We start from the raw sequence: 24,193 nt of genomic DNA, 5'->3' as shown, positions 1-24,193 counted from the left end.
CCCTTGTCCGCCCTCACCCGCTGCCTGGTGGAAGAGGCCGCCGCCATCGCCGCCAGCGCCTCCCGCCTCGATCCGCAGCAGGTGGAAACGGCCCTGCAGCAGCTGGAGAGTTGCCGGGCCCGCCGCGCCAAGCTGGTGGTGACGGGGGTGGGCAAGAGCGGCATCGTCGCCCGCAAGATCGCCGCCACCTTCTCCTCCATCGGCCTGACGGCGGTGTTCCTCAACCCGGTGGACGCCCTGCACGGCGACCTGGGCATCGTGGCCGCCGACGACGTGGCCCTGCTGCTCTCCAACAGCGGCGAGACCGAGGAATTGCTGGCGATCCTGCCCCACCTGATCCGGCGCGGCACCCACCGCATCGCCCTGGTGGGGCGGGTGGCCTCGAGCCTGGCCCGCGGCTGCGACGTGGTGCTGGACGCGTCGGTGGACCGGGAGGTGTGCCCGCTCAACCTGGCCCCCACCGCCAGCACGGCGGTGGCGATGGCGATCGGCGATGCCCTGGCGGCGGTGTGGATGGAGCGGGCCGGCATCTCACCGGTGGACTTCGCCATCAACCACCCCGCCGGCTCCCTCGGCCGGCGCCTCACCCTCACCGTGGCGGACCTGATGGTGCCGGCCCACGAGCTCACCCCGCTGGCCCCCGACGCCCCCCTGCCGGTGGTGATCGCCCAGCTCACCCAGGGCAGTCCCAAGCGCGGCAGCCTGGGCGCCACCTGGGTGCACCACGCCGGCGAGCCGGCCCGCCTGGCGGGGCTGATCACCGACGGCGACCTGCGCCGGGCCCTGCAGCGCCACGGGACCGCCGAGTGGGACCGGGTGACGGCGGCGGCGATGGCCACCCGCGACCCGATCACCGTGACCCCGGAGGTGCTGGCCGCCAAGGCCCTGGAGCTGATGGAGCACAACCCCCGCCAGGCCATCTCGGTGCTGCCGGTGGTGCACCCCGAGCACGCCTGCCAGCTGGTGGGCCTGCTGCGGCTGCATGATCTGGTGCAGGCTGGCTTCAGCACCGCCCACAACCCATGAGTTTCCGCCTGATCGCCGGCCCCTGCGTGATCGAGAACCGCGATCTGGTGCTGCGGATCGCCGAGCAGGTGAGCGGGCTCTGCGGGCGGCTGGGGATCGACTACGTGTTCAAGGCCAGCTTCGACAAGGCCAACCGCAGCTCGGGCAAGTCGTTCCGCGGCCCCGGGCCCGAGGAGGGGCTGGCGATCCTGGCGGAGGTGCGCGAGCGCTTGGGCGTGCCGGTGCTCACCGACATCCACGAGAGCCATCAGGCCGCGCCGGCGGCCCAGGCCGTGGACGTGCTGCAGATTCCGGCCTTCCTCTGCCGCCAGACCGACCTGCTGGAGGCCGCCGCCCAGGCCGTGGCCGGCACCGACAAGGCCGTGAACGTCAAGAAGGGCCAGTTCCTGGCGCCCTGGGACATGGCCCAGGTGGTGGCCAAGCTGGCCGAGTGCGGCCTCGATCCGGCCAGCGGGCGGCTCTGGCTCACCGAGCGCGGCAGCAGCTTCGGCTACAACACCCTGGTGGTTGACTACCGCAGCCTGCCCCAGCTGCAGGCCACCGGCTGCCCGGTGATCTTCGACGCCACCCACGCCGTGCAGCAGCCCGGCGGCCGCGGCACCAGCTCCGGCGGTCAGCGGGAGTTCGTGGCCCCCCTGGCCCGGGCGGCGATGGCGGTGGGGGTGGACGGGCTGTTCCTGGAGGTGCACCCCGACCCGGAGCAGGCCCTCAGCGACGGACCCAACATGGTGCCGCTGCACCGGCTGGAGGCGCTGCTCGAGCAGCTGCTGGCCATCCGGGCGGCGGTCGCCGGCGGCAGCGCCGTCAGCACGCTGTGAGCACCCTGGGCCTGCGCTCCCGGCTGCAGCGGCTGCGGCTGGGGCGGCGGCTGGCGGCGGTGCGGCTGCTGGTGTGCGACGTGGACGGAGTGCTCACCGACGGTGGACTGCACTACGACGAGAGCGGCCGGGTGGTGAAGCGCTTCGACGTGCGCGACGGCCTGGCGGTGCGCATGCTGCAGCGCGAAGGCCTCGAGGTGGCCCTGCTCAGCGGCGGCCGCAGCGGCGCCATCGAGCAGCGGGCCCAGCACCTGCACATCCGCCACTGCCTGGTGGGGGTGGGCGACAAGGCCGCCGGCCTGGCGCAGCTGCAGGCCGAGCTGCAGGTGGAGCCGGCCCACACGGCCTTCATCGGCGACGACCTCAACGACCTCACCGTGCGGCCGCGGGTGGCCCTGCTGATCACCCCGGCCGACGCGGCCCGGGGCCTGCGCCGCCACGCCGACTGGGTGCTGCGCCGCCGCGGCGGCAACGGCGCCCTGCGGGAACTGGCCGAGGCGCTGCTGCAGCAGCGGGGCGCGCTGGAGGCGCTGCACCGCCACGGCTGGCGCGAGCACAACGGCTGAAGCGCGAGGGCCCGGCACGTCGCCTGAAGTGCAGCCACCTCCCAGCGGCGCCTGGCGGTCAGGTCGCCGCCCGCACCAGGGCCCGGGCCTGCTCCAGCTGCTCGGCGGTGTCCACGGAGAGACAGTCGTCCGGCACTTCATAGGTGCCGATGGGGATGCCTGCCTCGATCAGGCGCAGCTGCTCGAGCTTCTCCTGGTCCTCGAGGGCCGAGGGGCTGAGCTGATGCCAGCCGGCCAGCACATCGCCCCTGAAGCCATAGAGACCCACATGGCCCCAGTAGCTGGCGCGCTGGTGCCACTGATCCGGTGGCAGATCGCGCACATGGGGCAGGGCACTGCGGGAGAAGGTGATCGCCCGGCCGTCGGCGGCGCGCAGCACCTTCACCACGTTGGGGTCATGGATCTTCTCGGGCCCCAGCCGGTACACCGGCGTGAGCACGGGCGGCCGTCGCAGGCGGGCGAACCGCTCCACCATCGCCTCGATGATGGCTGGATCGAGCAGGGGCTGATCGCCCTGCACATTGATCACCAGCGTGTCGTGGGGTGAGGCGCCACCGGCGCCCACCAGCTCGCCGGTCACGGCTGCCAGGCGCTCGCTGCCGCTGCTGCAGCTCTCGGGGGTGAGCAGCCCCTCGAAACCCCAGCTGCGGGCGGCCTCAAGCACCTCCGGGCTGTCGGTGCAGGCGAACACCGCCGTCACCCCACGGGCCAGACGGCAGCGCTGCAGCACGTGCTGCAGCATCGGCCTGCCGCCGATGTCCGCCATCACCTTGCCCGGCAGCCGCGAGGAGGCCAGCCGCGCCGGCACGGCCACCACCACGGCAGGAGGCGGGCTGGTGCTGCCGGCGCCCATCGCAGCGGCTCCCGGGTGGGCCATCAGCAGCGCTCCTGGGCCAGAGCCTGCGAGCGTAGGCGCCGCAGCTCAGCCCCCAGCTCCGGCCCCGGCCGCCAGCCGGCGGCGATCAGCTCGGCGGCGCTCACCGGACTCTTGAGCTGCCGCCAGCGCAGCAGCCACCGCAGTAGAGGCCTGCGGGGCACGTCGCCGGCCACCAGAGCCAGGGTCACCGCCTCGAGGGAATGCCCCGGAGCCTCCAGCAGCTCGCACCAGGCGGGGGCATCGCCGGGTGACGGGCCGGCCTCCGCGAGCTGCCTGCGCAGACCGAGCCACTGGGCCAGCAGGCGGTGCTGGCGAGGGGGGAGCTGGAGGCGTTCGGCCAGGGCCAGGGGGTCTGCGGCGCCCGCAACCAGGGCGGGCAGCAACGGCACCTGGAAACGGGTGGCCCACCAGAGACGCTGGGGCCAGCGCCGGTCGGCCTGCAGGCGCTGGTCGAGCAGCACCAGGGCACCCCAGCGCTGCAGGGCCGCCACGCCAGCCCGCCAGGGCTCGCGCCGCAGCAGCAGTGCCAGCTCCATGCGCAGGCGCGTGCCCAGGGCGGTCGGCGCCAGGCCGGGGGGATCACCGGGGCGCCAGGCCCAGGGCCAGGCGGCCAGGGTGGCGCGCACCTGCTCGCGGCTGGCGGGATCGAGCTCGAAGCCCAGCCTGGCGGCGTAGCGGGCGCCGCGCACCAGGCGGGTGGGGTCGTCACGCACGCTGGTGGTGTGCAGCCAGCGCAGCCGGCGCTGGCGCAGATCGTCCTGTCCGGAATGGGGATCAAGCAGGCGGCCGCTGGCCAGGTCGAGGGCCATGGCGTTGATGCTGAAGTCGCGCCGGGCCAGGTCGTCGGCCAGGGCACCGAGGGTGACCTGCGGGTTCTCGCCCGCCACCGGGTAGGTCTCACGGCGGGCCGAGGCCACATCCAGCAGCAGCGGCTGACCGTCGACCAGCAGCTCCAGCTCCACCGTGCCGTAGGCCCCATGCTCCAGCTCAGCGCGGAGGCTGCCGGGGGGCAGGGAACGCTCCAGGCGGCGCACGAAGTCGCCGGCGCGGCCCTCCACCACCAGATCGAGATCGGGCACACCCCGCCAGGGGTCGTTGTGCACCCGGTGCAGCAGCAGATCGCGCACGGCGCCGCCCACCAGGGCCGCCCGCTGCTCGCGGGCCGCCGCCAGCAGCACCGGCGGCAGGGCCGGCGGGATGCCGGGAAGGTCCAGCACGGGGCTCAAGCCTGCACCGCCGCTCTCAGGAGGGCTCGCCAAGGGGCTCGATCGGCGCCAGACGCGGATCGAGGATCTTCGGCCCCATGCCCTCGAACTTCACGGCGATCGAGATCTTCTCGCCGCTGCCGAACAGGTGGGTGACGTGGCCTTCCCCGAAGGCGGCATGGCGCAGGCGATCGCCCACCGACCAGGCCTTGCCGGGCAGCGCTGCGGCCGTGCGCCGGCGCACGGCGTTGGCCGGCACACCGGCGGCACCGCCTCCGGCCACCCGGCGGCTGTCGTCGCGGTCGACGCGGGTGAGCCGGTCCAGGCGCTGCTCGCGCCGGATCGCCGCCCCGCCGCTGCGGGGGATGTCACCCTGCACGAGCTCCTCGGGCAGCTCGGCGAGGAACACCGAGGGCACGGCCGGCTCGCGCATGCCGCCCCAGAGGCGCCGCTCACTGGCGTGGGAGAGGAACAGGCGCTCCTTGGCGCGGGTGATGCCCACGTAGCAGAGCCGGCGCTCCTCCTCCAGCGACGCCGGGTCGTCAAGCGAGCGGTAGCTGGGGAACAGGCCCTGCTCCATCCCCACCAGGAACACCACGGGAAACTCCAGCCCCTTGCTGGCATGGAGGGTCATCAGGGTGACCCGGTCCTGTTCGGTGTCCTTGGAATCGGCGTCGCTGGCCAGGGCCGCCGATGCCAAGAAGTCCTCCAGCGACCCCTCCTCGTTCTCCTCCTGGTATTGCAACGCCGCGTTCACCAGCTCGTTGAGGTTGCGGCGCCGGTCTTCGGCCTCGTCGGTGCCGGTGGTGATCAGCTCGGCCAGGTAGCCGCTCTGCTCCATCACCTTCTGCACCAGCTGCGAGGGCGGCGCGTCCTGGGCCGAACGCTGCAGGTCGTTGATCAGCTCGCAGAACTGCAGCAGTCCTTTTGCCGAGCGGCCCCCCAGGGAGCGCACCGCCTCGGCATCGCTCACCACATCCCAGAGGGGAATGCCCAGCTGGTTGGCCGCGTCGGTGAGGCGCTCGATCGTCGTCTTGCCGATGCCGCGGCGGGGCACGTTCAGCACCCGCAGCAGGCTCACCGTGTCGGCGGGATTAACCAGCAGCTTGAGGTAGGCGAGCACGTCCTTGATCTCACGCCGGTCGTAGAAGCGCAGACCGCCCACCACGATGTAGGGGATGCCCCAGCGCACCAGCGATTCCTCCATTGCCCGCGACTGGGCGTTGGTGCGGTACAGCACCGCCATGTCACCCCAGCGCAGCTCGTCGTGGGCGGCATCGAGCATGCGCATGCGGTGCACCACCGCCTCGGCCTCGGCGATCTCGTCGTCGCAGCGGGTGAGGGTGATCGGCTCGCCCTCTCCGCGGGTGGGGCGCAGCACCTTGTCGATGCGCTCTGAGTTATTCGCAATCAGGGCGTTGGCGGCCTCCAGGATCGTGGCGGTGGAGCGGTAGTTCTCCTCCAGCTTCACCATCGTGCGGGTGGCCTCATCGGGCGCACCATCGCCGAAGTCGTCCTGGAAGCCCATCAGGATCGTGAAGTCGGCGGCGCGGAAGCTGTAGATGCTCTGGTCGGCGTCGCCCACCACGAACACCGAGCGGCCGCTCCAGTCGTCGAAGGCCTCCGGATCACGGCCGTCGGTGACGAGCAGCTTGATCAGGTCGTACTGGGTGCGGTTGGTGTCCTGGTACTCGTCCACGAGCACGTGGCGGAAGCGCCGGTGCCAGTAGTTGCGGATCTGCTCGTTCTGGCGCAGCAACTGCACCGGCAGCAGCAGCAGATCGTCGAAGTCGAGGGCGTTGTTGGCCGCCAGGGCTCGCCGGTAGCGGCGGTAGGTCTCGGCCATCAGCTTGCCGCGCTGGCCGCCGGCGTCGGCCTCCAGCTGCTCGGGCATCCAGCCCTGGTTCTTGGCGTTGCTGATCGCCCAGCGCACCTTCTTGGGCTCGAAGCGCTTGGGGTCGAGACCCAGCTCCTGGGTCACGATCTCCTTCACCAGGCTCTGGGTGTCGCCCTCGTCGTAGATCGAGAACTGGCGCGTCCAGCTCAAGCCCTCGGGATCCTTGAACTTGTCGATATCAAAGCGCAGCAGCCGCGCGAACAGGGCGTGGAAGGTGCCGATCCAGAGGTCCTTGATCACCTCCCGGTAGATGCGCGAGCGCAGCTGGCGCTGCTCCACCGGCGGCAGGGTGCTCCAGGGCTGGCCGAACTGGCTCTGGGCCAGCTTCTGGGCCAGCAGCAGCTCCAGCCGCTCCTTCATCTCGCGGGCGGCCTTGTTGGTGAAGGTCACCGCCAGCAGCTCGGCCGGATCCACGCCGTGGTGGCCCACCAGGTGGGCGATGCGGTGGGTGAGGGCCCGGGTCTTGCCGCTGCCGGCGCCGGCCACCACCAGCAGGGGGCCGGTGTGGTGGTCCACCGCCCGGCGCTGGGCGTCGTTCAGGCCGCTGAGAAAGGCGCTCATCACAGCAACCCTAGGCACCGCGCCGCGAGCGGCCAGAGGGCAGCAACCGGCCAAGGCGATCGCGCCAGCGGCGCCAGCGCAGGGCCGCCAGGGCCGGGGCCCGCAGCGGCGGCTCGCCGGCCTCGAGCCGGTCGAGGTGGGCGTTGATCGCCTCCAGGGCATAGCGCCAGCGCTGCAGCAGCCGCGGCTCACTCAGCTCCAGCAGCAGTTCCTCCAGCTGGCGGGGCGGGGGCAGCCAGGCCGCCGGATCGGCCGCCGCCGCGGCGATCCGCTCCACATCGGCGCTGAGGGTGCCGGCACCGATCTGGTGCGCCATGCCGCCGGGATCGAGGCTGTCGGCCAGGGCGTGGTTGAAACTGCTGAACACCACGCAGCCGCAGGCCAGCGCCTCGACCGGCGGCAGCCCGAAGCCCTCGCTCACGCCGCTGACGCGCCAGTGGTCGGCCGAGTCGTAGAGCACCACCCTGGCGCTGTTGAACAGGGTCACCAGATCGTCCACCCAGCCGTCCTGCACCGTCACCGCCAGGCCGCGGGCGCGCAGGGCCGGCACCAGCCGCTCCAGCACGTAGGCACTGCTCTTGCGCCGCTGCACCAGCACATCGATCGAGCGCCCCCCGGGCACCGGCACGGCGCCGAGGTTGCCGGGCCGGTCGCCGCGCTCGTGCCACATCGGCGCGAGGGCGTTGGGCACCAGGAAGAGGGGATTGCGGCTGGCCCACTGCCCCCAGTAGCCGAGGGTGTTGCGGCTGGCGGCCAGCACCGGCACGCCGGGGGGCAGGCAGAAGCCGTAGCCACTGCTGTGGGCGTGGTAGGCCACCGGGCGGCCGCGCAGGGCGCGCAGCTGGCGCGGCACCTCGAAGCCCCAGCTCACGATCCAGAGCACCCGCCGGGCCGCCGGGCCGGTGAGCGGCTCGGCCCGCAGCAGGTCGGCCAGGAAGGGGCGGCCCTCCTCCCGCTGCCGGTAGGTGACCACCTCGGTGGACAGCAGCTGCTGCAGCAGCCGGGCCGTCTGCAGCTCCACCAGCAGGCCGCCGCCGCGCAGGCGGCCGCTGGTGCCAGGCACCAGGAAGCGGAGGGGACGCAAGGGCAGGGCGGCCGGGCGGGCCGACTCTGCCGCAGGCCGGCTCAGGCGCGGGCGGCGACGGCCTCGGTGCTGCCGGCGCGCTGGCGGCGGGTGAGGAAGCCGAACAGCACCTTGCCGATGGCGGCGATCAGGTTGCCCTCCAGCTCCTGGAACATCTTCATGTTCAGGTGGAAGGCCTGGTTGGCCTCCGCCACGATGCGGTCAGCGGTGGCCTGATCGATCGGCAGGCTGTCGAGCACGCTGCGGTAGTTGGTCTTGAACGCCTTCTCGTCGGCGATGGCGTCGAATTCGTAGAAGCGCAGCCCGTCGTGCTCGCCCAGGTTCATGGCCTTCTGGGCGATGGCCTTGAGGATCTGGCCGCCCGAGAGATCGCCGATGTAGCGGGTGTAGTGGTGGCCCACCAGCAGCTCGGGGGCCTCGGCGGCCACCTGGTGGATGCGGGCCACGTACTCCTGGGCCGCGGGCGTGGCCTGCACGCTGCCGCGCCAGTCGGCGCCGAAGTAGTAGGCCAGGTCGCGCTCCAGGGACTCGCGGCGGTTGAGCTCGGGGAAACCCACCGGCGCCACCACCGGATGGCCCTGCTCGCGCAGCCGGCCGATCTCCTCTTCCATCGCCGCATACACGAAGTAGAGGTCGGCCACCAGGGTGCGGTAGCTGGCCTTGTCCACCACGCCCTTGAGGAAGCAGCTCACGAAGCCGGTGTTCTCGGCCATGGTGTGGGCTTTCTTGGTGCCTTCACGCAGCTGGGAGGCAAGGGCAACGGCCATGGGAGAGGGGCTCGACGCTGGCGAGCCAACAAGTTAGGGGCGGGCTCCGGCGCAGGGCCTGTTCAGGTTGCGAAGGGTTACGCCACGGCTGCATCGGTGTCGGACTCGGCGCCACCGAACAGCGCGAACAGGTCGCGGCACACCTGCTGCAGCTTGCTCACCACCGCCGGCTGGGGGAGGTGGCTGCCGGAGGGCTGCCAGTCGCCCATGGTGGCCAGCCGCCAGCGCTCGGATTCATAGGTGAGACCGCGGATCAGCACGCCGATCAGCCGCGGCCGTGCCGGCTCGCCGCCGCAGCCCTGGAGGGGCGGGTGCTCCAGGCGCAGCTGCACGAGCATCGAGCGGCACTGGTTGCGCGGATTCCAGCCGGGGAAATGGAAGGAGAGGTCGAGGCTCTCCTGCTCGGCCCAGGCGCGGGTTAGGGGGTCGTCCCGCCAGGGGGTGAGGTTGGCGCGGGCGTCGGGGAAATGACGGCGGAAGAGAGCCGCCACCGAGGCGATCGCCTGGGCCAGTTCCAGATTGCGGGCCTGGTCGGCGGCGTTCATGCCGGATGCGTGCGTGAGCGGATGGGGCGGGTGAGGGGATGGGTGCGTGAGACCTTCAGCACAACCGGTTGGTGCTGAGCAGAACCGGCCGGTCCTGAAACCTAATGTCGCCCCTGCGTCAGTGCCGCACGAATGGCTACCGGCTCCGCCAGCGCCTCGCTCCAGTCACCGGTCCAGGGCCTGGACCAGTACGAGAAGCTCACGCCCCCCAGCGCGGGCACGGCGATCCGCTTCGAGAACGGCCAGCCGGTGGTGCCGAATGACCCGATCATCCCCTTCATCCGCGGCGACGGCACCGGCGTGGACATCTGGCCCGCCACCCAGCGGGTGCTGGACGCGGCGGTGGCCAGGGCCTACGGCGGCGAGCGGCGCATCGAGTGGTTCAAGGTGTACGCGGGCGATGAGGCCTGCGACCTCTACGGCACCTACCAGTACCTGCCGGAGGACACCCTCACCGCCATCCGCACCTACGGCGTGGCGATCAAGGGCCCGCTCACCACGCCGATCGGCGGCGGCATCCGCTCGCTGAACGTGGCCCTTCGCCAGATCTTCGACCTCTACTGCTGCGTGCGGCCCTGCCGCTACTACGAGGGCACCCCCAGCCCCCACAAGCGGCCCCAGGACCTGGACGTGATCGTCTACAGGGAGAACACGGAAGACATCTACATGGGGATCGAGTGGGAAGCCAGCGATCCGGTCTGCGTGGAGCTGATCCGGCACCTCAACGAGACGGTGATCCCGGCCAACGGCAAGCTCGGCAACCGCCGCATCCCCGAGGGCGCCGGCATCGGCATCAAGCCGGTGAGCAAGTTCGGCAGCCAGCGCCACATCCGCAAGGCGATCCAGCACGCCCTCAGGCTCGAGGGCGACAAGCGCCACGTGACGCTGGTGCACAAGGGCAACATCATGAAGTTCACCGAGGGCGCCTTCCGCGACTGGGGCTACGAGCTGGCCACCACGGAGTTCCGCGACGTGTGCGTCACCGAGCGCGAGAGCTGGATCCTCGATAACGCCGACCGCAATCCGGGCCTGAGCGTGGAGGCCAACGCCCGCCTGGTGGACCCGGGCTACGACGCCCTCACGCCGGAGAAGAAGGAAGCGATCTGCGCCGAGGTGCAGGGGGTGCTCGATGCCATCGGCGCCTCCCACGGCAACGGCCAGTGGAAGCAGATGGTGATGGTCGATGACCGCATCGCCGACAGCATCTTCCAGCAGATCCAGACCCGCCCCCAGGAGTACTCGGTGCTGGCCACGCTCAACCTCAACGGCGACTACGTGAGCGACGCCGCCGCCGCCGTGGTGGGCGGCCTGGGCATGGCCCCGGGCGCCAACATCGGCGACAGTGCGGCGATCTTCGAGGCCACCCACGGCACCGCCCCAAAGCACGCCGGCCTCGACCGCATCAACCCCGGCTCGGTGATCCTCAGCGGCGTGATGATGCTGGAGTACATGGGCTGGCAGGAAGCCGCCGACCTGATCACCCAGGGGCTGAGCGCCGCGATCGCCAACAAGGAGGTCACCTACGACCTGGCGCGCCTGATGGAGCCCCGCGTGGAGCCGGTGAGCTGCAGCGGCTTCGCCGAGGCGGTGGTGCGCCACTTCGGGGGGTGAGCCGGCATCCGGGCGCCAGACTGCCCCCATGAATGCTTTCGGCTCCCAGCCCCCCCCCAGTCTCGACGCCACTCCTGGCCCAGTCGCCGCCGGGTCGGCCACCGATCCCTGCGTGCACTGCGGCTTCTGCCTGCCCAGCTGCGCCAGCTACCGGGTGCTGGGCACGGAGATGGATTCGCCGCGGGGCCGCATCCATGCCCTCAAGGCGATCGAGGCCGGCGAGTTGCAGCTCGATGCCACCCTGGCCGGCCACTTCGACAGCTGCCTGGGCTGCCTGGCCTGCGTCAGCGCCTGCCCGTCAGGGGTGCGCTACGACCAGCTGATCGAGGCCACCCGCCCCAAACTCAACGCGCCGGAGCTGCGCACGCCGGCCCAGCGGGCCTTCCGCCGGCTGCTGTTCGCCCTGCTGCCCTACCCCGCCCGGCTGCGGGCCGTGCTCACGCCGCTGCGGGCCTACACCGGCACACCGCTGCAGCGGCTGGCGCGGCGCAGCGGCCTCACCCGGCTGCTCGGACCCCAGCTGGAGGCGATGGAGCGGCTGCTGCCGCCGCTGGCGCCGGAGGCCTTCCGCGACGATGTCCCCGCGGTGGTGCCGGCCCGGGGGGAGCGACGGGCGCGGGTGGGTCTGGTGCTGGGCTGCGTGCAGCGGCTGTTCGATCCGGCGGTGAACCGGGCGGCGGTGGAGGTGCTCAGCGCCAACGGCATCGAGGTGGTGATCCCCAGGGAACAGGGCTGCTGCGGCGCCGCCACCCACCACCAGGGGGAACTGGTGCAGACGCGGGCGCTGGCGGGCGCGCTGGTGGAGAGCTTCGCCGGCGTCGGGCCGCTGGATGCGGTGCTGGTGGCGGCATCGGGCTGCGGCCACACGCTCAAGCATTACGGCGCGATCCTCGCGGAGGAGCCCGGCTGGGCCGGACGCGGGGCGGACTTCGCGTCCCAGGTGCAGGACGCCCATGAGTTCCTGGCCCGGCTGGGGCTGAGCGAGGCGTTCCGCTCCCAGCTGGCGCCCCTCGCCCACGCCGACGGCACCCCCGCCAGTGCCGAGCGGCCCCTGGCGGTGGCGTACCACGACGCCTGCCACATGCTCCACGGCCAGGGCATCCGCGAGCAGCCGCGCCAGCTGCTGCGCCAGATCCCCCACCTGCGCGTGAAGGAGGCGGTGGAGGCGGGCGTGTGCTGCGGCAGCGCCGGCATCTACAACCTGGTGCAGCCCGCAGAGGCCGCCGAGCTGGGGCGCATCAAGGCGGCCGATCTGGCCGGCACCGGCGCCGCGCTGGCGGTGAGCGCCAACATCGGCTGCACACTGCAGATCCGCCAGCACATGGCCGATCAGGACCAGCCACTGCCGGTGCTGCACCCGCTGGAGCTGCTGCAGCGCAGCTGGCAGGCCGGGGGTGGAGCGGACAGCACGAGCGGCAGCAGCGAGAGGAGCCGCAGCAGCGAGAACGGGCCATGAGCCGCGAAGCCCCCAACCTGGCAGTGCTGATCGACTCCGACAACGCCCAGGCGGCGGTGATCAGCGACCTGCTGGCCGAGGTGGCCCAGGTGGGCACCGCCACCGTGAAACGGGCCTACGGCGACTGGACCACCCCGCAGCTGGGCAGCTGGAAGGAGGTGCTCAACGTGCACGCGATCGTGCCGGTGCAGCAGTTCAGCTACACCAGCGGCAAGAACGCCACCGATTCGGCCCTGATCATCGACGCCATGGACCTGCTGCACGGCGGCCGGGTGGATGGCTTCTGCCTGGTGTCGTCGGACAGCGACTTCACGCGGCTGGCCACGCGCATCCGCGAGCAGGGGCTGCTGGTGATCGGCTTCGGCGAACGCAAGACCCCGAAGGCGTTCGTGGCCGCCTGCGACCGCTTTCTCTACACCGACATCCTGCGGCGCGGCAGCGGCACCGGCGGCGGCCGCACTGACGGCAGGCGGCAGGGAGGCGAGAGCGGCGACGAAGGCGCCCCGCCCCTGAAGCCGTTCCTGTGCGAGGCGATCACGGCCGTGACCCAGGACGACGGCTGGGCGCCGCTGGGCATGGTGGGCAGCCTGCTGCAGAAGAACGACCCCTCCTTCGATGCCCGCAACTACGGCTTCCGCAAGCTCAGCGAACTGGTGAAGGGTCAGCCCTACCTCACGGTGAAGGAAGTGCCGATGAGCCCGGGCAGCCAGCAGATGCACCTGTACGTGCAGCTGCGCGGGGGGTGAGCGGCGGGTCTGAGCCCGGTGCGCACTCCCTGGCATGGCGACAGCCCACGGCCCGCCGGCCAGCTGCAGCCGCGAAGATGACGGCGTCGTTCCGCTTCTGCCCCGCTTCCGTGCATCTCGCCCTTGGCTGCCGGCTGGAGCTGCAGTGTGAAGCGCCCACCCCGCTGCTCACACTGGTGCGCCCCCACCTCAGCCTGCAGCCGCAGCTGCTGTCTCCGGAGCGCGTGGAACTCGACCCCGATCGCACCCTCGAGGCGCTCATCGACCGCCACGGCAACCGCTGGAGCCGGATGGTGGCTCCCGCCGGCATCACCCGCTTCCGCTACGCCACCACCATCGCCTGCCCGGACGCCGCCGATCCGGTGGAGCCCTCGGCCCCCCAGTGCCCGGTGCAGGCGCTGCCGATCGACACCTACCCGTTCCTGATGGCCAGCGCCTACTGCGACACGCCGGCGCTGATGCCCCTGGCCTGGGACCAGTTCCGGGCGGTGCCGGAGGGCTGGCCGCGGGTGCAGGCGATCTGCGACTGGGTGCATCAGCGCATCCGCTTCGACTACGACGCGGTGGCGCCCCACAAGACCGCCAGCCAGACCCTCGCCGACGCTGCCGGCGTCTGCCGGGATTTCGCCCACCTGGCCATCAGCCTCTGCCGCTGCCTGAACATCCCCGCCCGCTACTGCACCGGCTATCTCGGCTACACGGGCATCCCGGTGGGGGAGGCGCCGGTGGATTTCTCCGCCTGGTTCGAGGCGTTCCTGGGCGACCGCTGGTACGTGTTCGACGCCCGCCACAACTTCCCCCGCCGCGGCCGGGTGCTGATCGCCCGCGGCCGCGACGCCGGCGACGTGCCCTTCCTGCTCTCCTTCGGTGAGCATCAGCTGCTCGGCTTCGAGGTGATCACCGAGGAGCTCCCCGCGCCGTCTGCAGCACGGCCCGCAGCTGGCCGAACTTGCGCCGGTACTGCGCAGGGGTGAGCTTCACCTCGCGCTTGAACAGGCGCACGAAGAAGCGCGGATCCTCGTAGCCGAGTTCAGCGGCGATGGCCTCGATGGCGGTGTCGCCGGTCTCCAGCAGCTGCTTGGCCTCCTCGATCCTCACCGTCTGGATGTACTGGATCGGCGTGAGGCCGGTGGCCTGCTGGAAGCGCCGCGCCAGGGTGCGCTCCGACAGCCCGGTGAGCCGGGCCATGGCAGCCACCGGCGCCCGCTCCCGGAAGCCGGTCACCGCCCAGGCCTGGCAGCGGGCGATCAGGGCGTCGTGGCTCTGGCGGCCATGGGAGAGCCGCGCGAAGGGCTGCTGCCCCACCTGATGCCAGTCGATCAGGTAGATGCGGGCCAGCTGCATCGCCGCCTCCACCCCCGCCAGCCGGGCGATCAGGAACAGGCCCAGGTCGAGCCAGCTGGAACCGCCGCCGGCCATGATCAGCCGCTGGCCCTCCCCGGCCGCCACCAGCGCCCGCTGGCGCTGCACCCGGACGCGGGGAAAGCGCTCGGCGAGCGCGTCGCAGTAGGCCCAGTGGGTGGTGGCCGCCTCGCCGTCGAGCAGCCCCGCCTCGGCCAGCAGCAGGGCGCCGGAGCAGGCCGCCGCCAGGATCGCGCCCTGCGCATGGCAGCGCCGCAGCCAGGCGATCTCGCGCTCGTAGCGCCCGGCCAGGCTGTCGCCAGGGGCGATCAGTAGCTCCGGAATGCACACCAGATCCGGCCGTTCCACCTGCTCCAGGGTCGCGTCGGCCACGATCGTCACCCCGTTGGCGATCGTGAACGGCTCCGGCCGTGCCGCCACGATCCGCGGCACCACCAGGGGGGCGCCGGGCCGTCCCTCCACGATCATTCCCCAGTCGCGGCCGGCGGAATGCAGCAGGTCGCCGAGGCCGTAGAGCACCGACGCGGTGGCCTCCGGGAAGGCCAGGATCGCCGCGCTGGCGGGCGGCGGGACTTCAGGCGGGACAGGCGGCCGGGCGGGCATGGGCCTAGGGCGCCGGTCGCTCCGGCCGCGGTGCCGGCCGGCCGAGGCCGGCGGCGAACTCCGCCACCGTGCACTGGCGGGCATAGCCCCGGAAGCACGCCAGGGCTGCAGCGTGGCGCTCAGCGGTTTCGGCCTGGCAGGCATCGGTGAGGCAGGTGACGCGGTAGCCGCGGTCCGCCGCGTCCTTGACGGTGTGGTCGATGCACTGGTCGGTGAGGATGCCGGCCACCACCAGGTCCTGGATGCCGATGTTGCGCAGCACGTAATCCAGGCAGGTGGAGTTGAACGGGGAGGAGGAGCTCTTCGGCAGCACGATCTCATCGGGCAGGGGCGCCAGCGCATCGATCACCCCTGCGTCCCAGGAACCGGGGGCAAACCCGAGTCCACTGCGTTTGTAGTCGAGGCTGCGGTCCCGGCCGTCGGCGGTGAGATTGGCGATCACGGTGTGGATCACCTCCAGGCCGGCGGCGCGGCTGAGCTCCAGGGCGCGCCGGGCCGCCGGCAGGGTGTGCGCCAGGAATCGGCGGTGGAAGTCCGCCCGCCGTTCCGCCTGCGGGGGGCCGCAGGTGCCGTTCTGAAGATCGACCAGCAGCAGGGCCGTGGTCCGCACGGGCGGCTCGGGAACGACGCCTCAGCATGGCCGGCGGCGCCGATCGCAGCAAGGATGGGCCGGCCGGCCGCGATGCCTCCGTGACGGACTTCCCCCTGCCGGTGCGCGGCGTCGAGCAGCGCGAGGCCGACGCCCGCCACGCTGGCGAACGGCTACCCGAGCTGCTGGCCCGCGGCCTGCGCCGGCTGGCGATCACCTTCGTGAACCACAGCGGCGCGGTGCTGGTGAAGGGGGTGCCGCTGGAGCGCCTGCCCCAGGTGGCCCGCGACGGCGTGGGCTTCTCGCCCGTGGCGGATGCCTTCGGGGCCACCGGCCTGATCGATCCGCTGCAGTCGCTGGCCCGGCCCGACGGCGATCTGCGGCTGATCCCGGTGCTCGACACCATCCAGCCCCTGGATCCGGACACCGGCTGGGCCTGGGCGGCGGGCGAACGCCACCATCTGGACGGCAGCCTGTATGCCCTCGACCAGCGGGGCTTCTGCCGGCGGCAATCCGCCCTGGCGGGGCCGGAGGCGGGCGGATCGGGGCTGGGACTGACGGCCGGCTTCGAGATCGAATGGATGGTGGGGCGGGCCGGTGGCCCCGATGGCTGGCAGGCGGCGGTGGCCGGTGGGCCCTACGGCACCGACCGGTTGATCGAGGGCCTCGACTACCTCAGTGCCCTGGCCGATGGGCTGGACGCCGCCGGGCTGCCCTGGCTGCAGCTGCACCCGGAATACGGCAGCGGTCAGTTCGAGCTGTCGCTGGCTCCGGGCGAGCCACTCCAGGCCGCTGACCGGCTGGTGGCGGCGCGCCTGGTGATCCAGCGGATCAGCAGCCGCTTCGGTCTGCGCTGCAGCTTCAGCCCGATGCTGGCGCCCGACCTGGTGGGCAACGGCGGCCATCTGCATCTGAGCGCGACCCGCGAGGGGAGTCCGCTGCTCGGCGGCGGCACCGGCCCCGGGGGACTGACCGCTGAGGGGGAAGCCCTGGTGGCCGGTCTGCTGGAGCAGCTGCCGGCGCTGCTGCCGCTGGCCTGTTCGCTGAACGTGTCGTTCCTGCGGCTGGCCCCGGGGCGCTGGGCGGCTCCGTTCCAGGTGTGGGGCGTGGAGAACCGGGAGGCGGCGCTGCGACTGATCCCCGCCGGCCCCGCCGGTGAACCCGCCCAGCTGGAACTGAAGGTGGCCGATCTGAGCGCCAATCCCTATCTGCTGCTCGGCGGGGTGATGGCCGCGATCGGCGAGGCGCTGCGCCAGCCCCGCCCCCTGCCGGCGCCGGTGGTGGGCGATCCGGCCGCCACCTCCGCGGGCGCCGCCCCGCGGCTGCCGCTGAGCCTGGCGGACGCCCTGGTGGCATTCCGGGCCAGCCCGGTGCTGCGGGAGGCGATGGGTGAAGCGCTGCACCGCACCGTGGCGGAGGCCCGGGACGCGGAGGTGCGCCGCGGCGAAGGGCTCAGCCAGGTCGACCTGATCGCCTCCACGTGCTGCTGGCCGCTGAGCGGCGGCTGAGGGCGGGATCCGCCCGCCGGCGGAGAGTTGCTGCGTGCTGCCAGCCTGAAGGCAGCCGAGGCTGAAGCGTGATGGGCTGCCGACAGATCGCCGCACCGGCCTGCGCGGCCCTGCTGCTCAGCCTCACCCCGCCGCCACCGCTGCAGGCCGCGGCGGCGGATCAGTCCGGTGGCGGACAGCGCGGCGGCGGGCCTGGCGAGGTGGCAGGGCCCGAGCTGACGGCGCGGATCGAAGCCCTGACAGTGCAGCTGATGCAGCGCACCGGCGTGCCGGGGGTCGCGATCGCCGTGGTGCACCGCGACCAGCCGGTGCTGGTGAAGGGCTTCGGGGTGCGGCAGCTGGGCAGATCCGAGCCCGTCGATGCCCACACCGTGTTTCCCCTGGCCTCGCTCTCCAAGCCGATCACCAGCACCGTGCTGGCAGGGCTGGTGGGCGACGGCCGGGCCAGCTGGGACACTCCGGTGACCACCCAGCTGCCCGGCTTCCGCCTGGGCCCGCCGGCGATCGCGGCCTCTGTGACCCTGCGCGACCTGCTCTCCCACCGCAGCGGCCTGGGCGACCATGCCGGTGACCCGCTGGAGGACCTCGGCTTCGACCGGGCCACGATTCTGGAGCGGCTGTCGCTGCAGCCCCTCGGCAACCGCTTCCGGGCCACCTACGCCTACACCAACTTCGGTTTCACCGCCGCCGCCGAGGCGGTGGCCCGCCAGCAGGGCCGCAGCTGGGAGGAGCTGGCCGCCGAACGCCTCTACCGGCCCCTGGGGATGGAGCGCACCAGCTCCCGCCATGCCGACTTCCGCGACACGCCCAACCGGGTGCAGCCGCATGTGCGCCGCGGTGATCGCTGGGTGGTGGGGCCTCACCGCAATGCCGACGCCCAGTCGCCGGCGGGCGGGGTGAGCTCCAGCGCCCACGACCTCAGCCGCTGGCTGCGCCTGCAGCTGGGGGGCGGCCGCTTCCAGGGCCGCCGGCTGGTGGCGGCGGCGGCCCTGGCCGACACCCACCGCCCGCTGAGCGTGAGCCGGGAGGCGAGCGATCCCTCCAGCGAGCGCAGCGGCTTCTACGGCCTCGGCTGGGGCGTGAACGTCACCGACCGGGGGGCGGTGCAGCTGAGCCATTCCGGCGCCTTCGCCATGGGCGCCGCCACCGCCGTCTACCTGCTGCCGGCGGAGGGGCTCGGGGTGGTGGTGCTCACCAACGCCGCGCCGGTGGGTCTGCCGGAATCCCTGGCCCTGGGCGTGCTCGACCTGATCCACACCGGCGGGGTGCAGCGCGATTACCTGGCGCTGCTGCAGCCGCTGATGGCCGCCTCGATGGCCCAGGCCTACCCGGCGGTCCCCACCCCGGCCCGGCCCCTGCCGCCGCAGCCCCTGGAGGCCTACGTGGGCCGCTACCGCAACGCCTATGTGGGTGAGGCGGTGGTGAGCCGCACCGGCGCGGGCCTGCGCCTGCAGCTGGGCCCGGCCCTCACGCCCTATCCCCTCGCCCACGTGAGCGGCGACACCTTCCGCTACCAGCCGCCCGGCGAGAACGGCATGGGGCCCAGCGCCGTGGTGTTCGAGACCGACCCGGCGGCCGGGGAGGGGGCCGCGATCAGCCGGGTGCGCATCGCCAATCTCGACACCGAGGGGCTGGGGGTGCTGCAGCGCCGGTGACGGTGTGGCGGAAAGGGCCCCAAACCGGCGCGGATGACCCTGGTGGGCCCTCGGCCGGCGCCCATACGGTCGACACAGCGACACAGCGCAGCCGATCCCCATGACCAGCGACAGCCTGGGCAACCGCTTCAGCGGTGCCGACGACACCACCCTGCAGCGTTACGGCGAGGCGCTGGAGCAGTTCCACTGCTTCCGGGGCGACCCCCTGCTCACGCTGGAGCCGCTCCTGGCGGAGCGGCCCGGCTTCGCCATGGGCCATCTCCTGCACGCCTGGCTGCACCTGCTGAGCACCGAACCGGAGGCACCGGCGGTGGCCCGCGACGACCTGGCACGGGTGGGCGGTCTGCCGCTCGAGCCCCGCGAGCGGGGTCACGCCGAGGCGATCGAGGCCTTCGCCGCCGGTCACTGGCGGCAGGCCGGCCGCATCCTCGACGAGCTGACCACGGAGCACCCGCGCGATGCCCTCGCCCTGCAGGCCGGCCATCTCGTCGACCTCTACCGCGGCGATGCCGCCGGACTGCGCAGCCGGCCGGAGCGGGCCCTGCCCCACTGGCAGCCAGGCGATCCGGGCTATCACGCGCTGCTGGGCATGCTGGCCTTCGGCTGCGAGGAGAACGGCGACTACCGGCTCACCGAGACCCACGGCCGCCAGGCCCTGGAGCTCGAACCCCGCAACGCCTGGGCGCACCACGCCGTGGCCCACGTGTTCGCCATGGAGAACCGGCCCGGCGAGGGCATCACCTGGATGCGGCAGCGGCAGCCGTACTGGGCCGACGACAACGCCCTGGCGATCCACAACTGGTGGCATCTGGCACTCTTCCATCTCGAGCTGGACGAGATCGACGCCGCCCTGGACCTCTTCGACGGCCCGATCCATGGCCAGCGCTCGGCCGTGACGGTGGACCTGGTGGACGCCTCCTCCCTGCTCTGGCGCCTGCAGCTGCGGGGGGTGGACGCGGGTGAGCGCTGGCGCAGCGTGGCCGACCTGTGGCGGCAGGTGGCGGTGCCGGGCCTGTACGTGTTCAACGACCTGCATGCCGCCATGGCCTGGATCGGCAGCGGCGACCGGGAGCGCAGCGCACGCTGGATCGCCGCCCAGTCCGGGCAGGATCCCGCCGTCTGCGGGGACGGCGCCGCGATTGCGGCTGAACTGGGCGCACCGCTGCTGCGCGGCTTCGACGCCTGGGGCCGTGGGGACGCGGCCGAGGCCGCGGGCGCCCTCGGCCCGGTGCTGCACCGGGCCCGGGCCATCGGCGGCAGCCATGCCCAGCGCCAGGTGATCGCCCTCACCCTGGAGGCGGCGCAGCAAGCGGCAAGAACTGCTCCCGCCTTCCAGCACTAGGCTCGGGAGTCTCGGTGGCCGCCACGGCACCATGACCGCCTTCCGGGCCCTTGAGCTGCTGGTGCTGCTGGCAGTGCTGGCCGGCCTGGTCGCCCTGCTGCGGCACCGCAACCTGTTCCTCAAGGTGCTGGCCATGGACGTGACCAGCACCGCCGTGATCAGCCTGTTCGTGCTGATCGCCGCCCGCGACGGCCTGATCACACCGATCCTGCAGGGCCACAGCCCCGTGGTCGATCCCGGCGTCGCGGCCGCCTACGCCGACCCGATCCCCCAGGCCGTGATCCTCACGGCGATCGTGATCGGCTTCTCGGTGCAGGCTCTGCTGCTGCTGGCCACCACGCTGCTGGCGCACCGCGATCCCACCCTGGATGTGGCCGAGCTCGACCTGCCGGAGCCATCAGGGCCCGGGGCCGGGCCCTGATGAACCCGATCACCATCGCCTGGCTGCTGCTGCCGCTGCTGGCGGCCTTCCTCGCCGCCCTGCTGCCGCTGCTCGCGCGGCCCGCCGTGCTGCTCACCTGTCTGGGCACCGCCGCCATGGCACTGGCGGCCCAGCAGAGCTGGCTGCCGGACAGCCTGCAGCTGCTCGGGCCACTGGGCATCACCCTCCAGCCCGATGCCCTGGCGGCCCCCTTTCTGCTGCTCAATGCCCTGGTCTGCGCCGCCGTGCTGCTCGACGGCTGGGGGCGGCCCCGGAGCAAGGCCTGGCCGCTGCTGCTGCTGGTGCTGCACGGCAGCGTCAACAGCGCCATCGTCGCCGCCGACCTGATCAGCATCTACGTGGCCCTGGAGGTGGTGGGCATCGCCACCTTCCTGCTGCTGGTGCTGGGGGGCCGCCGCCGGCAGGTGTGGCTCGGCCTGCGGCTGATGCTGGTGAGCAACACCGTCATGCTGCTGTTCCTGATCGGCTGCGGCCTGCTCTACCTCGAGCAGCGCAGCTTCGCCCTCTTCGGGGTGGGCCAGGCCAGCGGCCTGGTGCTCGCCCTGCTGGCGGTGGCCCTGCTCACCAAGGCCGAGGTGTTCGTGGCCGGGCTGTGGCTGCCGCGCACCAACGCCGAGGGGCCGCTGGACGTGTCGGCCCTGCTCTCCGGCACGGTGGTGAGCGCCGGCGTGGTGCCCCTGCTGCGCATCAGCGCCGAGGCCGCCAGCCTGCTGCCGGTGCTGCGCTGGCTCGGCATCGCCAGCGCCGCCGCCGGGGTGCTGCTGGCCCTGCTGGAACCCGACCTGCGCCGGCTGCTGGCCTGGAGCACCCTGGCGCAGATGGGCCTGGTGGTGATCCTGCCGGCGGTGGGCGGGCTCTCTGCCCTTGGCCATGGGCTGGCCAAGGCAGCCCTGTTCCTGCTGCTCCGCCGGATCCCCGATCCGGCGCTGGCCGGCTGGCGGCAGCGGCCCCTGGCGCCGCGCCTGTGGTGGCCGCTGATGCTTGCGTCCCTGTCGATTGCCGGCCTGCCGCCCCTGCTGGGCTTCCTGGCCAAGGACCAGCTGAGCAGCCAGCTGCCCGGTGCGGCCGGCTGGCTGGTCACAGCCATCAGCGCCGGCACCGTGGCGGTGTATGCCCGCATCTGGGGGCCGCCGCTGTCAGCGCTGAGGGCCCCGCCGGCCAGTCCGCAGAGCGCCGCCGCTGCCGGAGCATCAGCCACCGATGGAGCCGGCGCACCGGCTGGAGCGACCCTGCTGGTGGCCGCCTTGGTGCTGCTCAGTGCCAGCCCCTGGGCGCTGCCGCTGTGGGCGGCCATGGACCGGCAGGCCCTCACCGGCGCCATGCTGAAGACCGCATCCGTGTTCGCGGCCGGCCTGATGCTGCACCACCTGCTCAGCGCCTCTGCGGACGCCGCCGCCGCCGCCGGACCCGTCTCTGGCCCGACATCCGACCCGGCAGCCGGCACGGGTGCCGCGCTGCCGGCTGCTGGCTGGCGGCCGCAGCTGGAGGGGCTCGACGAACTGCTCGGCGCCATCGTGCTGCTGGCTGCGGCGCTGCTCGGCCTGCTGGGCTGGCAGCCGTGATCCCGGCGCTGCTCAACGTGGCCCTGCGGGTGGGGATCTGGATGCTGCTCACCCAGGATCCCCGCACGCTGAATGTGCTCATCGGTGTGGGGGTGGCGCTGCTGCTGCCCCTTCATCGCGACAGGGCCGTGCCGTTGCGCGATCTGGCTGGGGCCGTGGGCGCGGTGCTGGTGGCGGTTCCCCAGGCGTTTCACCAGGCCGTGCTGCTGCTGACGCGGCGGCGGCGAGAGGGCTACGGCCTGGTGCCTGGCAGCGGCCGCCGCAGCGATCTGCTGATGTTCCTGGAGGTGTTCACGATCACCCTCACCCCCTTCAGCATCTGCCTGGGCATGGACCGCGCTGGACGCCACTACCAGGTGCACACCCTCACGCCGGAGCGGGTGCCATGACCTGGCTGGTGGACGGGATGGTGCTGGCCCTGCTGATCCCGATCGTGGTGGCCTGCCGCACCCGGGAGCTCTGGCACCGCCTGGCCGCCCTCGCCAGCCTGTCCACCAAGGTGGCGCTGGTGATGCTGGTGGTGGCGGTGGTGCGCAACGACCCGATGCCGGCCCTGGTGAGTGTGCTGATGCTGAGCGTCGGCAACGCCGGCATCCTGCTGATCGCCAACCTGCTGCAGGAGCGGGAGCAGCAGGACCCATGAGCCTGCGCCCCCTGCACTTGCTGGCGGCCGTGGTGGTGGCGCTGGCCCCCCTTCTGCAGGCCCTGCCGCCGGCCTCCGCCAACGGGGCGCTGATCGCCGCCCTGAGCGAGCAGACCCGGGTGCCCAATCTGGTTTCGGGCGTGATTCTCCACACCCGTCTCTACGACACCGTGGCCGAGGTGGTGGTGTTCACCCTGGCCTCGATGGGGGTGGTATGGATGCTCAGCGCCGAGCGCCCCCAGACCAGCATCCAGGGCCTCGACGACCCCGCTGTGCTCGTGCTCTGCCGGCTGGGCGCCACGGTGTCGGCCCTGGTGGCGGTGGAACTGGCCCTGCGCGGGCACCTCTCCCCCGGCGGCGGCTTCGCCGCCGGGGTGTCGGGCGGCACCGCCCTGGCCCTGCTGCTGATCGTGCGCTCCCGCTCGGGAGCGGCACCGCCGTCGGCGGCCACCGCGCGCAGCGTGGCCGCCGACGAGCTGGTCGAGAAGCTGGCGGTGCTGCTGTTCATCCTGCTGGCCTTTCTCAGCCTTGAGGGACTGAACCTGCCTGAAGGATCCTTCGGGGCCCTGGAGAGCGGTGGCTGGATCCCGATCCTCAACGCCCTGATGGCCGTGAAGGTGACACTGGGCTCCTGGACGATGGTGCAGCTGTTCATCCGCTACCGCGGCCTGCTCTGAATCGCCATGCCCACTCCCGATGAGGCCCAGGATCCGCTGATCGAGCAGATGCGCAGCCGGCGCGCCCAGCTCGATCGCTTCCTGCGCCGCGCCCTGCCCCGGCGACGCCAGCTGGTGAGCGCCTCGATCCTGTTCAGCAGCACGGCGGCCCTGATCACCGCGGCGCCGGCCTTCGGCGGCCAGTCCTTCACGGCGGGGCTCACCGACGCCCTCAACCTCTCGGTGCCCTCCTGGCGCCTGCTCTGCGGCCTGGCATCGGCGGCGTCGGTGGTGGCCTCGGGGGCCACCCAGCTGCTGCAGACCAGCCGTCTGGAGGAAAAGGTGAGCCGTGCCCTGGCGGCCCGGGCCCGGCTGGAGGCCCTGGAGCAGGGGCTGCTGCTCGGGCAGTTCGACCGCAAGGCCGCCACCGACGCCCTGCTCCTCTGCATCGAGACCACCGCCCTGCTGGATCCCGGTTTGGAACGTCCGGCGGGGGGCCCGGGCCGGAGCCGGTAGGTTCGGGGCGTGACGCCCACGGAGAAGCCCGGCATGGCCCAGCGTCTGCCCGACGATCCCCACCCGCGCCGGCAGCAGCGGGGCGGCCGTGCCCGAACCCTCTCCACGGCAGGGGTGGCCGGCGGCGCCGTGGCCCTGATGGCAGCCCTGGCGGGA

General features: G+C 72.6%; 24 protein-coding genes. 16 read left to right on the top strand and 8 right to left on the bottom strand.

Annotation, left to right across the window (positions count from 1 at the left end; genetic code table 11):
* Positions 1-3: 3 nt before the first annotated feature.
* Genes KBY90_RS02090 through KBY90_RS02080 form a run of 3 tightly spaced genes read left to right on the top strand, consistent with a single transcriptional unit; the run spans position 4 to position 2,410 of the window.
* The gene (locus tag KBY90_RS02090; protein WP_396122488.1) at positions 4-1,026 is read left to right on the top strand and encodes an SIS domain-containing protein; all 1,023 of its coding nucleotides are present in this window, start codon (positions 4-6) and stop codon (positions 1,024-1,026) included.
* A complete protein-coding gene (kdsA, locus tag KBY90_RS02085) occupies positions 1,023-1,844 on the top strand; it encodes a 3-deoxy-8-phosphooctulonate synthase (protein WP_254966744.1) in 822 nt (273 codons plus the stop codon). The genes KBY90_RS02090 and kdsA overlap by 4 nt, the downstream gene beginning before the upstream one ends.
* A complete protein-coding gene (locus tag KBY90_RS02080; RefSeq protein ID WP_254966743.1) occupies positions 1,841-2,410 on the top strand; it encodes an HAD family hydrolase in 570 nt (189 codons plus the stop codon). Before kdsA ends, KBY90_RS02080 begins: the two co-directional genes overlap by 4 nt.
* 58 nt (positions 2,411-2,468) lie before the next feature.
* Here the strand turns inward: KBY90_RS02080 and kdsB are convergent, their stop codons facing one another.
* The 6 genes from kdsB to KBY90_RS02050 all read right to left on the bottom strand — a co-directional run bounded on the left by kdsB (position 2,469) and on the right by KBY90_RS02050 (position 9,346).
* On the bottom strand, positions 2,469-3,287 hold the full coding sequence (gene kdsB / locus KBY90_RS02075; RefSeq protein ID WP_254966742.1) for a 3-deoxy-manno-octulosonate cytidylyltransferase: 819 nt from the start codon (positions 3,285-3,287) through the stop codon (positions 2,469-2,471).
* Positions 3,287-4,504: a CCA tRNA nucleotidyltransferase gene (locus KBY90_RS02070; RefSeq protein WP_396122500.1), complete on the bottom strand. Its 1,218-nt coding sequence runs from the start codon at positions 4,502-4,504 to the stop codon at positions 3,287-3,289. Before KBY90_RS02070 ends, kdsB begins: the two co-directional genes overlap by 1 nt.
* Positions 4,505-4,529: 25 nt before the next feature.
* Positions 4,530-6,950, bottom strand: coding sequence for a UvrD-helicase domain-containing protein (locus KBY90_RS02065; protein WP_254966741.1), 2,421 nt, complete (start codon positions 6,948-6,950; stop codon positions 4,530-4,532).
* Between the two features lie 10 nt (positions 6,951-6,960).
* Positions 6,961-8,034 carry a glycosyltransferase gene (locus tag KBY90_RS02060; RefSeq protein ID WP_254966740.1) on the bottom strand — a complete coding sequence of 358 codons (1,074 nt, stop codon included), beginning with the start codon at positions 8,032-8,034 and terminating at the stop codon, positions 6,961-6,963.
* A gap of 41 nt (positions 8,035-8,075) precedes the next feature.
* Positions 8,076-8,801, bottom strand: coding sequence for a heme oxygenase (biliverdin-producing) (locus KBY90_RS02055; RefSeq protein ID WP_254966739.1), 726 nt, complete (start codon positions 8,799-8,801; stop codon positions 8,076-8,078).
* A gap of 77 nt (positions 8,802-8,878) precedes the next feature.
* Positions 8,879-9,346 (bottom strand): hypothetical protein, encoded by a 468-nt coding sequence (locus tag KBY90_RS02050; RefSeq protein ID WP_254966737.1) that lies wholly within the window; start codon positions 9,344-9,346, stop codon positions 8,879-8,881.
* A gap of 180 nt (positions 9,347-9,526) precedes the next feature.
* On the opposite strand from KBY90_RS02050, the gene KBY90_RS02045 reads away from it, so the two are divergent.
* From KBY90_RS02045 to KBY90_RS02030, 4 genes are all read left to right on the top strand, one after another.
* Positions 9,527-10,957, top strand: coding sequence for an NADP-dependent isocitrate dehydrogenase (locus KBY90_RS02045; protein ID WP_254966928.1), 1,431 nt, complete (start codon positions 9,527-9,529; stop codon positions 10,955-10,957).
* Positions 10,958-10,985: 28 nt separating this feature from the next.
* A complete protein-coding gene (locus KBY90_RS02040; RefSeq protein WP_254966736.1) occupies positions 10,986-12,413 on the top strand; it encodes a (Fe-S)-binding protein in 1,428 nt (475 codons plus the stop codon).
* Positions 12,410-13,159 (top strand): NYN domain-containing protein, encoded by a 750-nt coding sequence (locus KBY90_RS02035; RefSeq protein WP_254966735.1) that lies wholly within the window; start codon positions 12,410-12,412, stop codon positions 13,157-13,159. The genes KBY90_RS02040 and KBY90_RS02035 overlap by 4 nt, the downstream gene beginning before the upstream one ends.
* Before the next feature lie 77 nt (positions 13,160-13,236).
* The gene (locus tag KBY90_RS02030; RefSeq protein WP_254966734.1) at positions 13,237-14,133 is read left to right on the top strand and encodes a transglutaminase family protein; all 897 of its coding nucleotides are present in this window, start codon (positions 13,237-13,239) and stop codon (positions 14,131-14,133) included.
* Here the strand turns inward: KBY90_RS02030 and KBY90_RS02025 are convergent.
* Together KBY90_RS02025 and KBY90_RS02020 are read right to left on the bottom strand one after the other, a co-directional pair.
* Positions 14,057-15,124, bottom strand: coding sequence for a GlxA family transcriptional regulator (locus KBY90_RS02025; protein WP_254966733.1), 1,068 nt, complete (start codon positions 15,122-15,124; stop codon positions 14,057-14,059). The two genes, KBY90_RS02030 and KBY90_RS02025, sit on opposite strands and share 77 nt — an antisense overlap.
* 4 nt (positions 15,125-15,128) lie before the next feature.
* Complete coding sequence (locus KBY90_RS02020; RefSeq protein ID WP_254966732.1) at positions 15,129-15,734, bottom strand: cysteine hydrolase family protein; 606 nt, start codon at positions 15,732-15,734, stop codon at positions 15,129-15,131.
* A gap of 26 nt (positions 15,735-15,760) precedes the next feature.
* On the opposite strand from KBY90_RS02020, the gene KBY90_RS02015 reads away from it, so the two are divergent.
* The 9 genes from KBY90_RS02015 (at position 15,761) to KBY90_RS01975 (ending at position 24,037) form a co-directional block, all read left to right on the top strand.
* Positions 15,761-17,221 carry a glutamine synthetase gene (locus KBY90_RS02015; RefSeq protein ID WP_254966731.1) on the top strand — a complete coding sequence of 487 codons (1,461 nt, stop codon included), beginning with the start codon at positions 15,761-15,763 and terminating at the stop codon, positions 17,219-17,221.
* A gap of 71 nt (positions 17,222-17,292) precedes the next feature.
* Entirely contained in the window at positions 17,293-18,876 is a 1,584-nt protein-coding gene (locus tag KBY90_RS02010; protein ID WP_254966730.1) for a serine hydrolase, read from the top strand.
* 100 nt (positions 18,877-18,976) lie between these two features.
* Positions 18,977-20,218, top strand: a complete 1,242-nt coding sequence (locus tag KBY90_RS02005; RefSeq protein ID WP_254966729.1) for a tetratricopeptide repeat protein — start codon at positions 18,977-18,979, stop codon at positions 20,216-20,218.
* A gap of 31 nt (positions 20,219-20,249) precedes the next feature.
* The gene (locus KBY90_RS02000) at positions 20,250-20,639 is read left to right on the top strand and encodes a cation:proton antiporter subunit C (RefSeq protein ID WP_254966728.1); all 390 of its coding nucleotides are present in this window, start codon (positions 20,250-20,252) and stop codon (positions 20,637-20,639) included.
* Positions 20,639-22,222 carry a proton-conducting transporter membrane subunit gene (locus KBY90_RS01995; RefSeq protein ID WP_254966727.1) on the top strand — a complete coding sequence of 528 codons (1,584 nt, stop codon included), beginning with the start codon at positions 20,639-20,641 and terminating at the stop codon, positions 22,220-22,222. The genes KBY90_RS02000 and KBY90_RS01995 overlap by 1 nt, the downstream gene beginning before the upstream one ends.
* On the top strand, positions 22,219-22,611 hold the full coding sequence (locus KBY90_RS01990; protein WP_254966726.1) for a Na+/H+ antiporter subunit E: 393 nt from the start codon (positions 22,219-22,221) through the stop codon (positions 22,609-22,611). Before KBY90_RS01995 ends, KBY90_RS01990 begins: the two co-directional genes overlap by 4 nt.
* Positions 22,608-22,865, top strand: coding sequence for a hypothetical protein (locus tag KBY90_RS01985; protein ID WP_254966725.1), 258 nt, complete (start codon positions 22,608-22,610; stop codon positions 22,863-22,865). Before KBY90_RS01990 ends, KBY90_RS01985 begins: the two co-directional genes overlap by 4 nt.
* Complete coding sequence (locus KBY90_RS01980; protein ID WP_315858694.1) at positions 22,862-23,542, top strand: Na(+)/H(+) antiporter subunit B; 681 nt, start codon at positions 22,862-22,864, stop codon at positions 23,540-23,542. The genes KBY90_RS01985 and KBY90_RS01980 overlap by 4 nt, the downstream gene beginning before the upstream one ends.
* Before the next feature lie 6 nt (positions 23,543-23,548).
* The gene (locus tag KBY90_RS01975; RefSeq protein WP_254966724.1) at positions 23,549-24,037 is read left to right on the top strand and encodes a hypothetical protein; all 489 of its coding nucleotides are present in this window, start codon (positions 23,549-23,551) and stop codon (positions 24,035-24,037) included.
* Positions 24,038-24,193 lie beyond the last annotated feature (156 nt).

This window comes from Cyanobium sp. CH-040 (assembly GCF_024346135.1).
GTDB lineage: Bacteria > Cyanobacteriota > Cyanobacteriia > PCC-6307 > Cyanobiaceae > NIES-981.
This window is presented reverse-complemented; position numbering and strand designations above follow the sequence as displayed.

Bases quoted from the DNA above. Each gene is read 5' to 3' on its own strand.
- KBY90_RS02030 (WP_254966734.1), top strand. From the start codon at position 13,237: ATGACGGCGTCGTTCCGCTTCTGCCCCGCTTCCGTGCATCTCGCCCTT.
- KBY90_RS02015 (WP_254966731.1), top strand. From the start codon at position 15,761: ATGGCCGGCGGCGCCGATCGCAGCAAGGATGGGCCGGCCGGCCGCGAT.
- kdsA (WP_254966744.1), top strand. From the start codon at position 1,023: ATGAGTTTCCGCCTGATCGCCGGCCCCTGCGTGATCGAGAACCGCGAT.
- KBY90_RS01975 (WP_254966724.1), top strand. From the start codon at position 23,549: ATGCCCACTCCCGATGAGGCCCAGGATCCGCTGATCGAGCAGATGCGC.
- KBY90_RS02025 (WP_254966733.1), bottom strand. From the start codon at position 15,124: ATGCCCGCCCGGCCGCCTGTCCCGCCTGAAGTCCCGCCGCCCGCCAGC.
- KBY90_RS02040 (WP_254966736.1), top strand. From the start codon at position 10,986: ATGAATGCTTTCGGCTCCCAGCCCCCCCCCAGTCTCGACGCCACTCCT.
- KBY90_RS02055 (WP_254966739.1), bottom strand. From the start codon at position 8,801: ATGGCCGTTGCCCTTGCCTCCCAGCTGCGTGAAGGCACCAAGAAAGCC.
- KBY90_RS02000 (WP_254966728.1), top strand. From the start codon at position 20,250: ATGACCGCCTTCCGGGCCCTTGAGCTGCTGGTGCTGCTGGCAGTGCTG.
- KBY90_RS01995 (WP_254966727.1), top strand. From the start codon at position 20,639: ATGAACCCGATCACCATCGCCTGGCTGCTGCTGCCGCTGCTGGCGGCC.
- KBY90_RS02010 (WP_254966730.1), top strand. From the start codon at position 17,293: ATGGGCTGCCGACAGATCGCCGCACCGGCCTGCGCGGCCCTGCTGCTC.
- KBY90_RS01985 (WP_254966725.1), top strand. From the start codon at position 22,608: ATGACCTGGCTGGTGGACGGGATGGTGCTGGCCCTGCTGATCCCGATC.
- kdsB (WP_254966742.1), bottom strand. From the start codon at position 3,287: ATGGCCCACCCGGGAGCCGCTGCGATGGGCGCCGGCAGCACCAGCCCG.
- KBY90_RS02050 (WP_254966737.1), bottom strand. From the start codon at position 9,346: ATGAACGCCGCCGACCAGGCCCGCAATCTGGAACTGGCCCAGGCGATC.
- KBY90_RS02035 (WP_254966735.1), top strand. From the start codon at position 12,410: ATGAGCCGCGAAGCCCCCAACCTGGCAGTGCTGATCGACTCCGACAAC.
- KBY90_RS02065 (WP_254966741.1), bottom strand. From the start codon at position 6,950: ATGAGCGCCTTTCTCAGCGGCCTGAACGACGCCCAGCGCCGGGCGGTG.
- KBY90_RS01980 (WP_315858694.1), top strand. From the start codon at position 22,862: ATGAGCCTGCGCCCCCTGCACTTGCTGGCGGCCGTGGTGGTGGCGCTG.
- KBY90_RS02005 (WP_254966729.1), top strand. From the start codon at position 18,977: ATGACCAGCGACAGCCTGGGCAACCGCTTCAGCGGTGCCGACGACACC.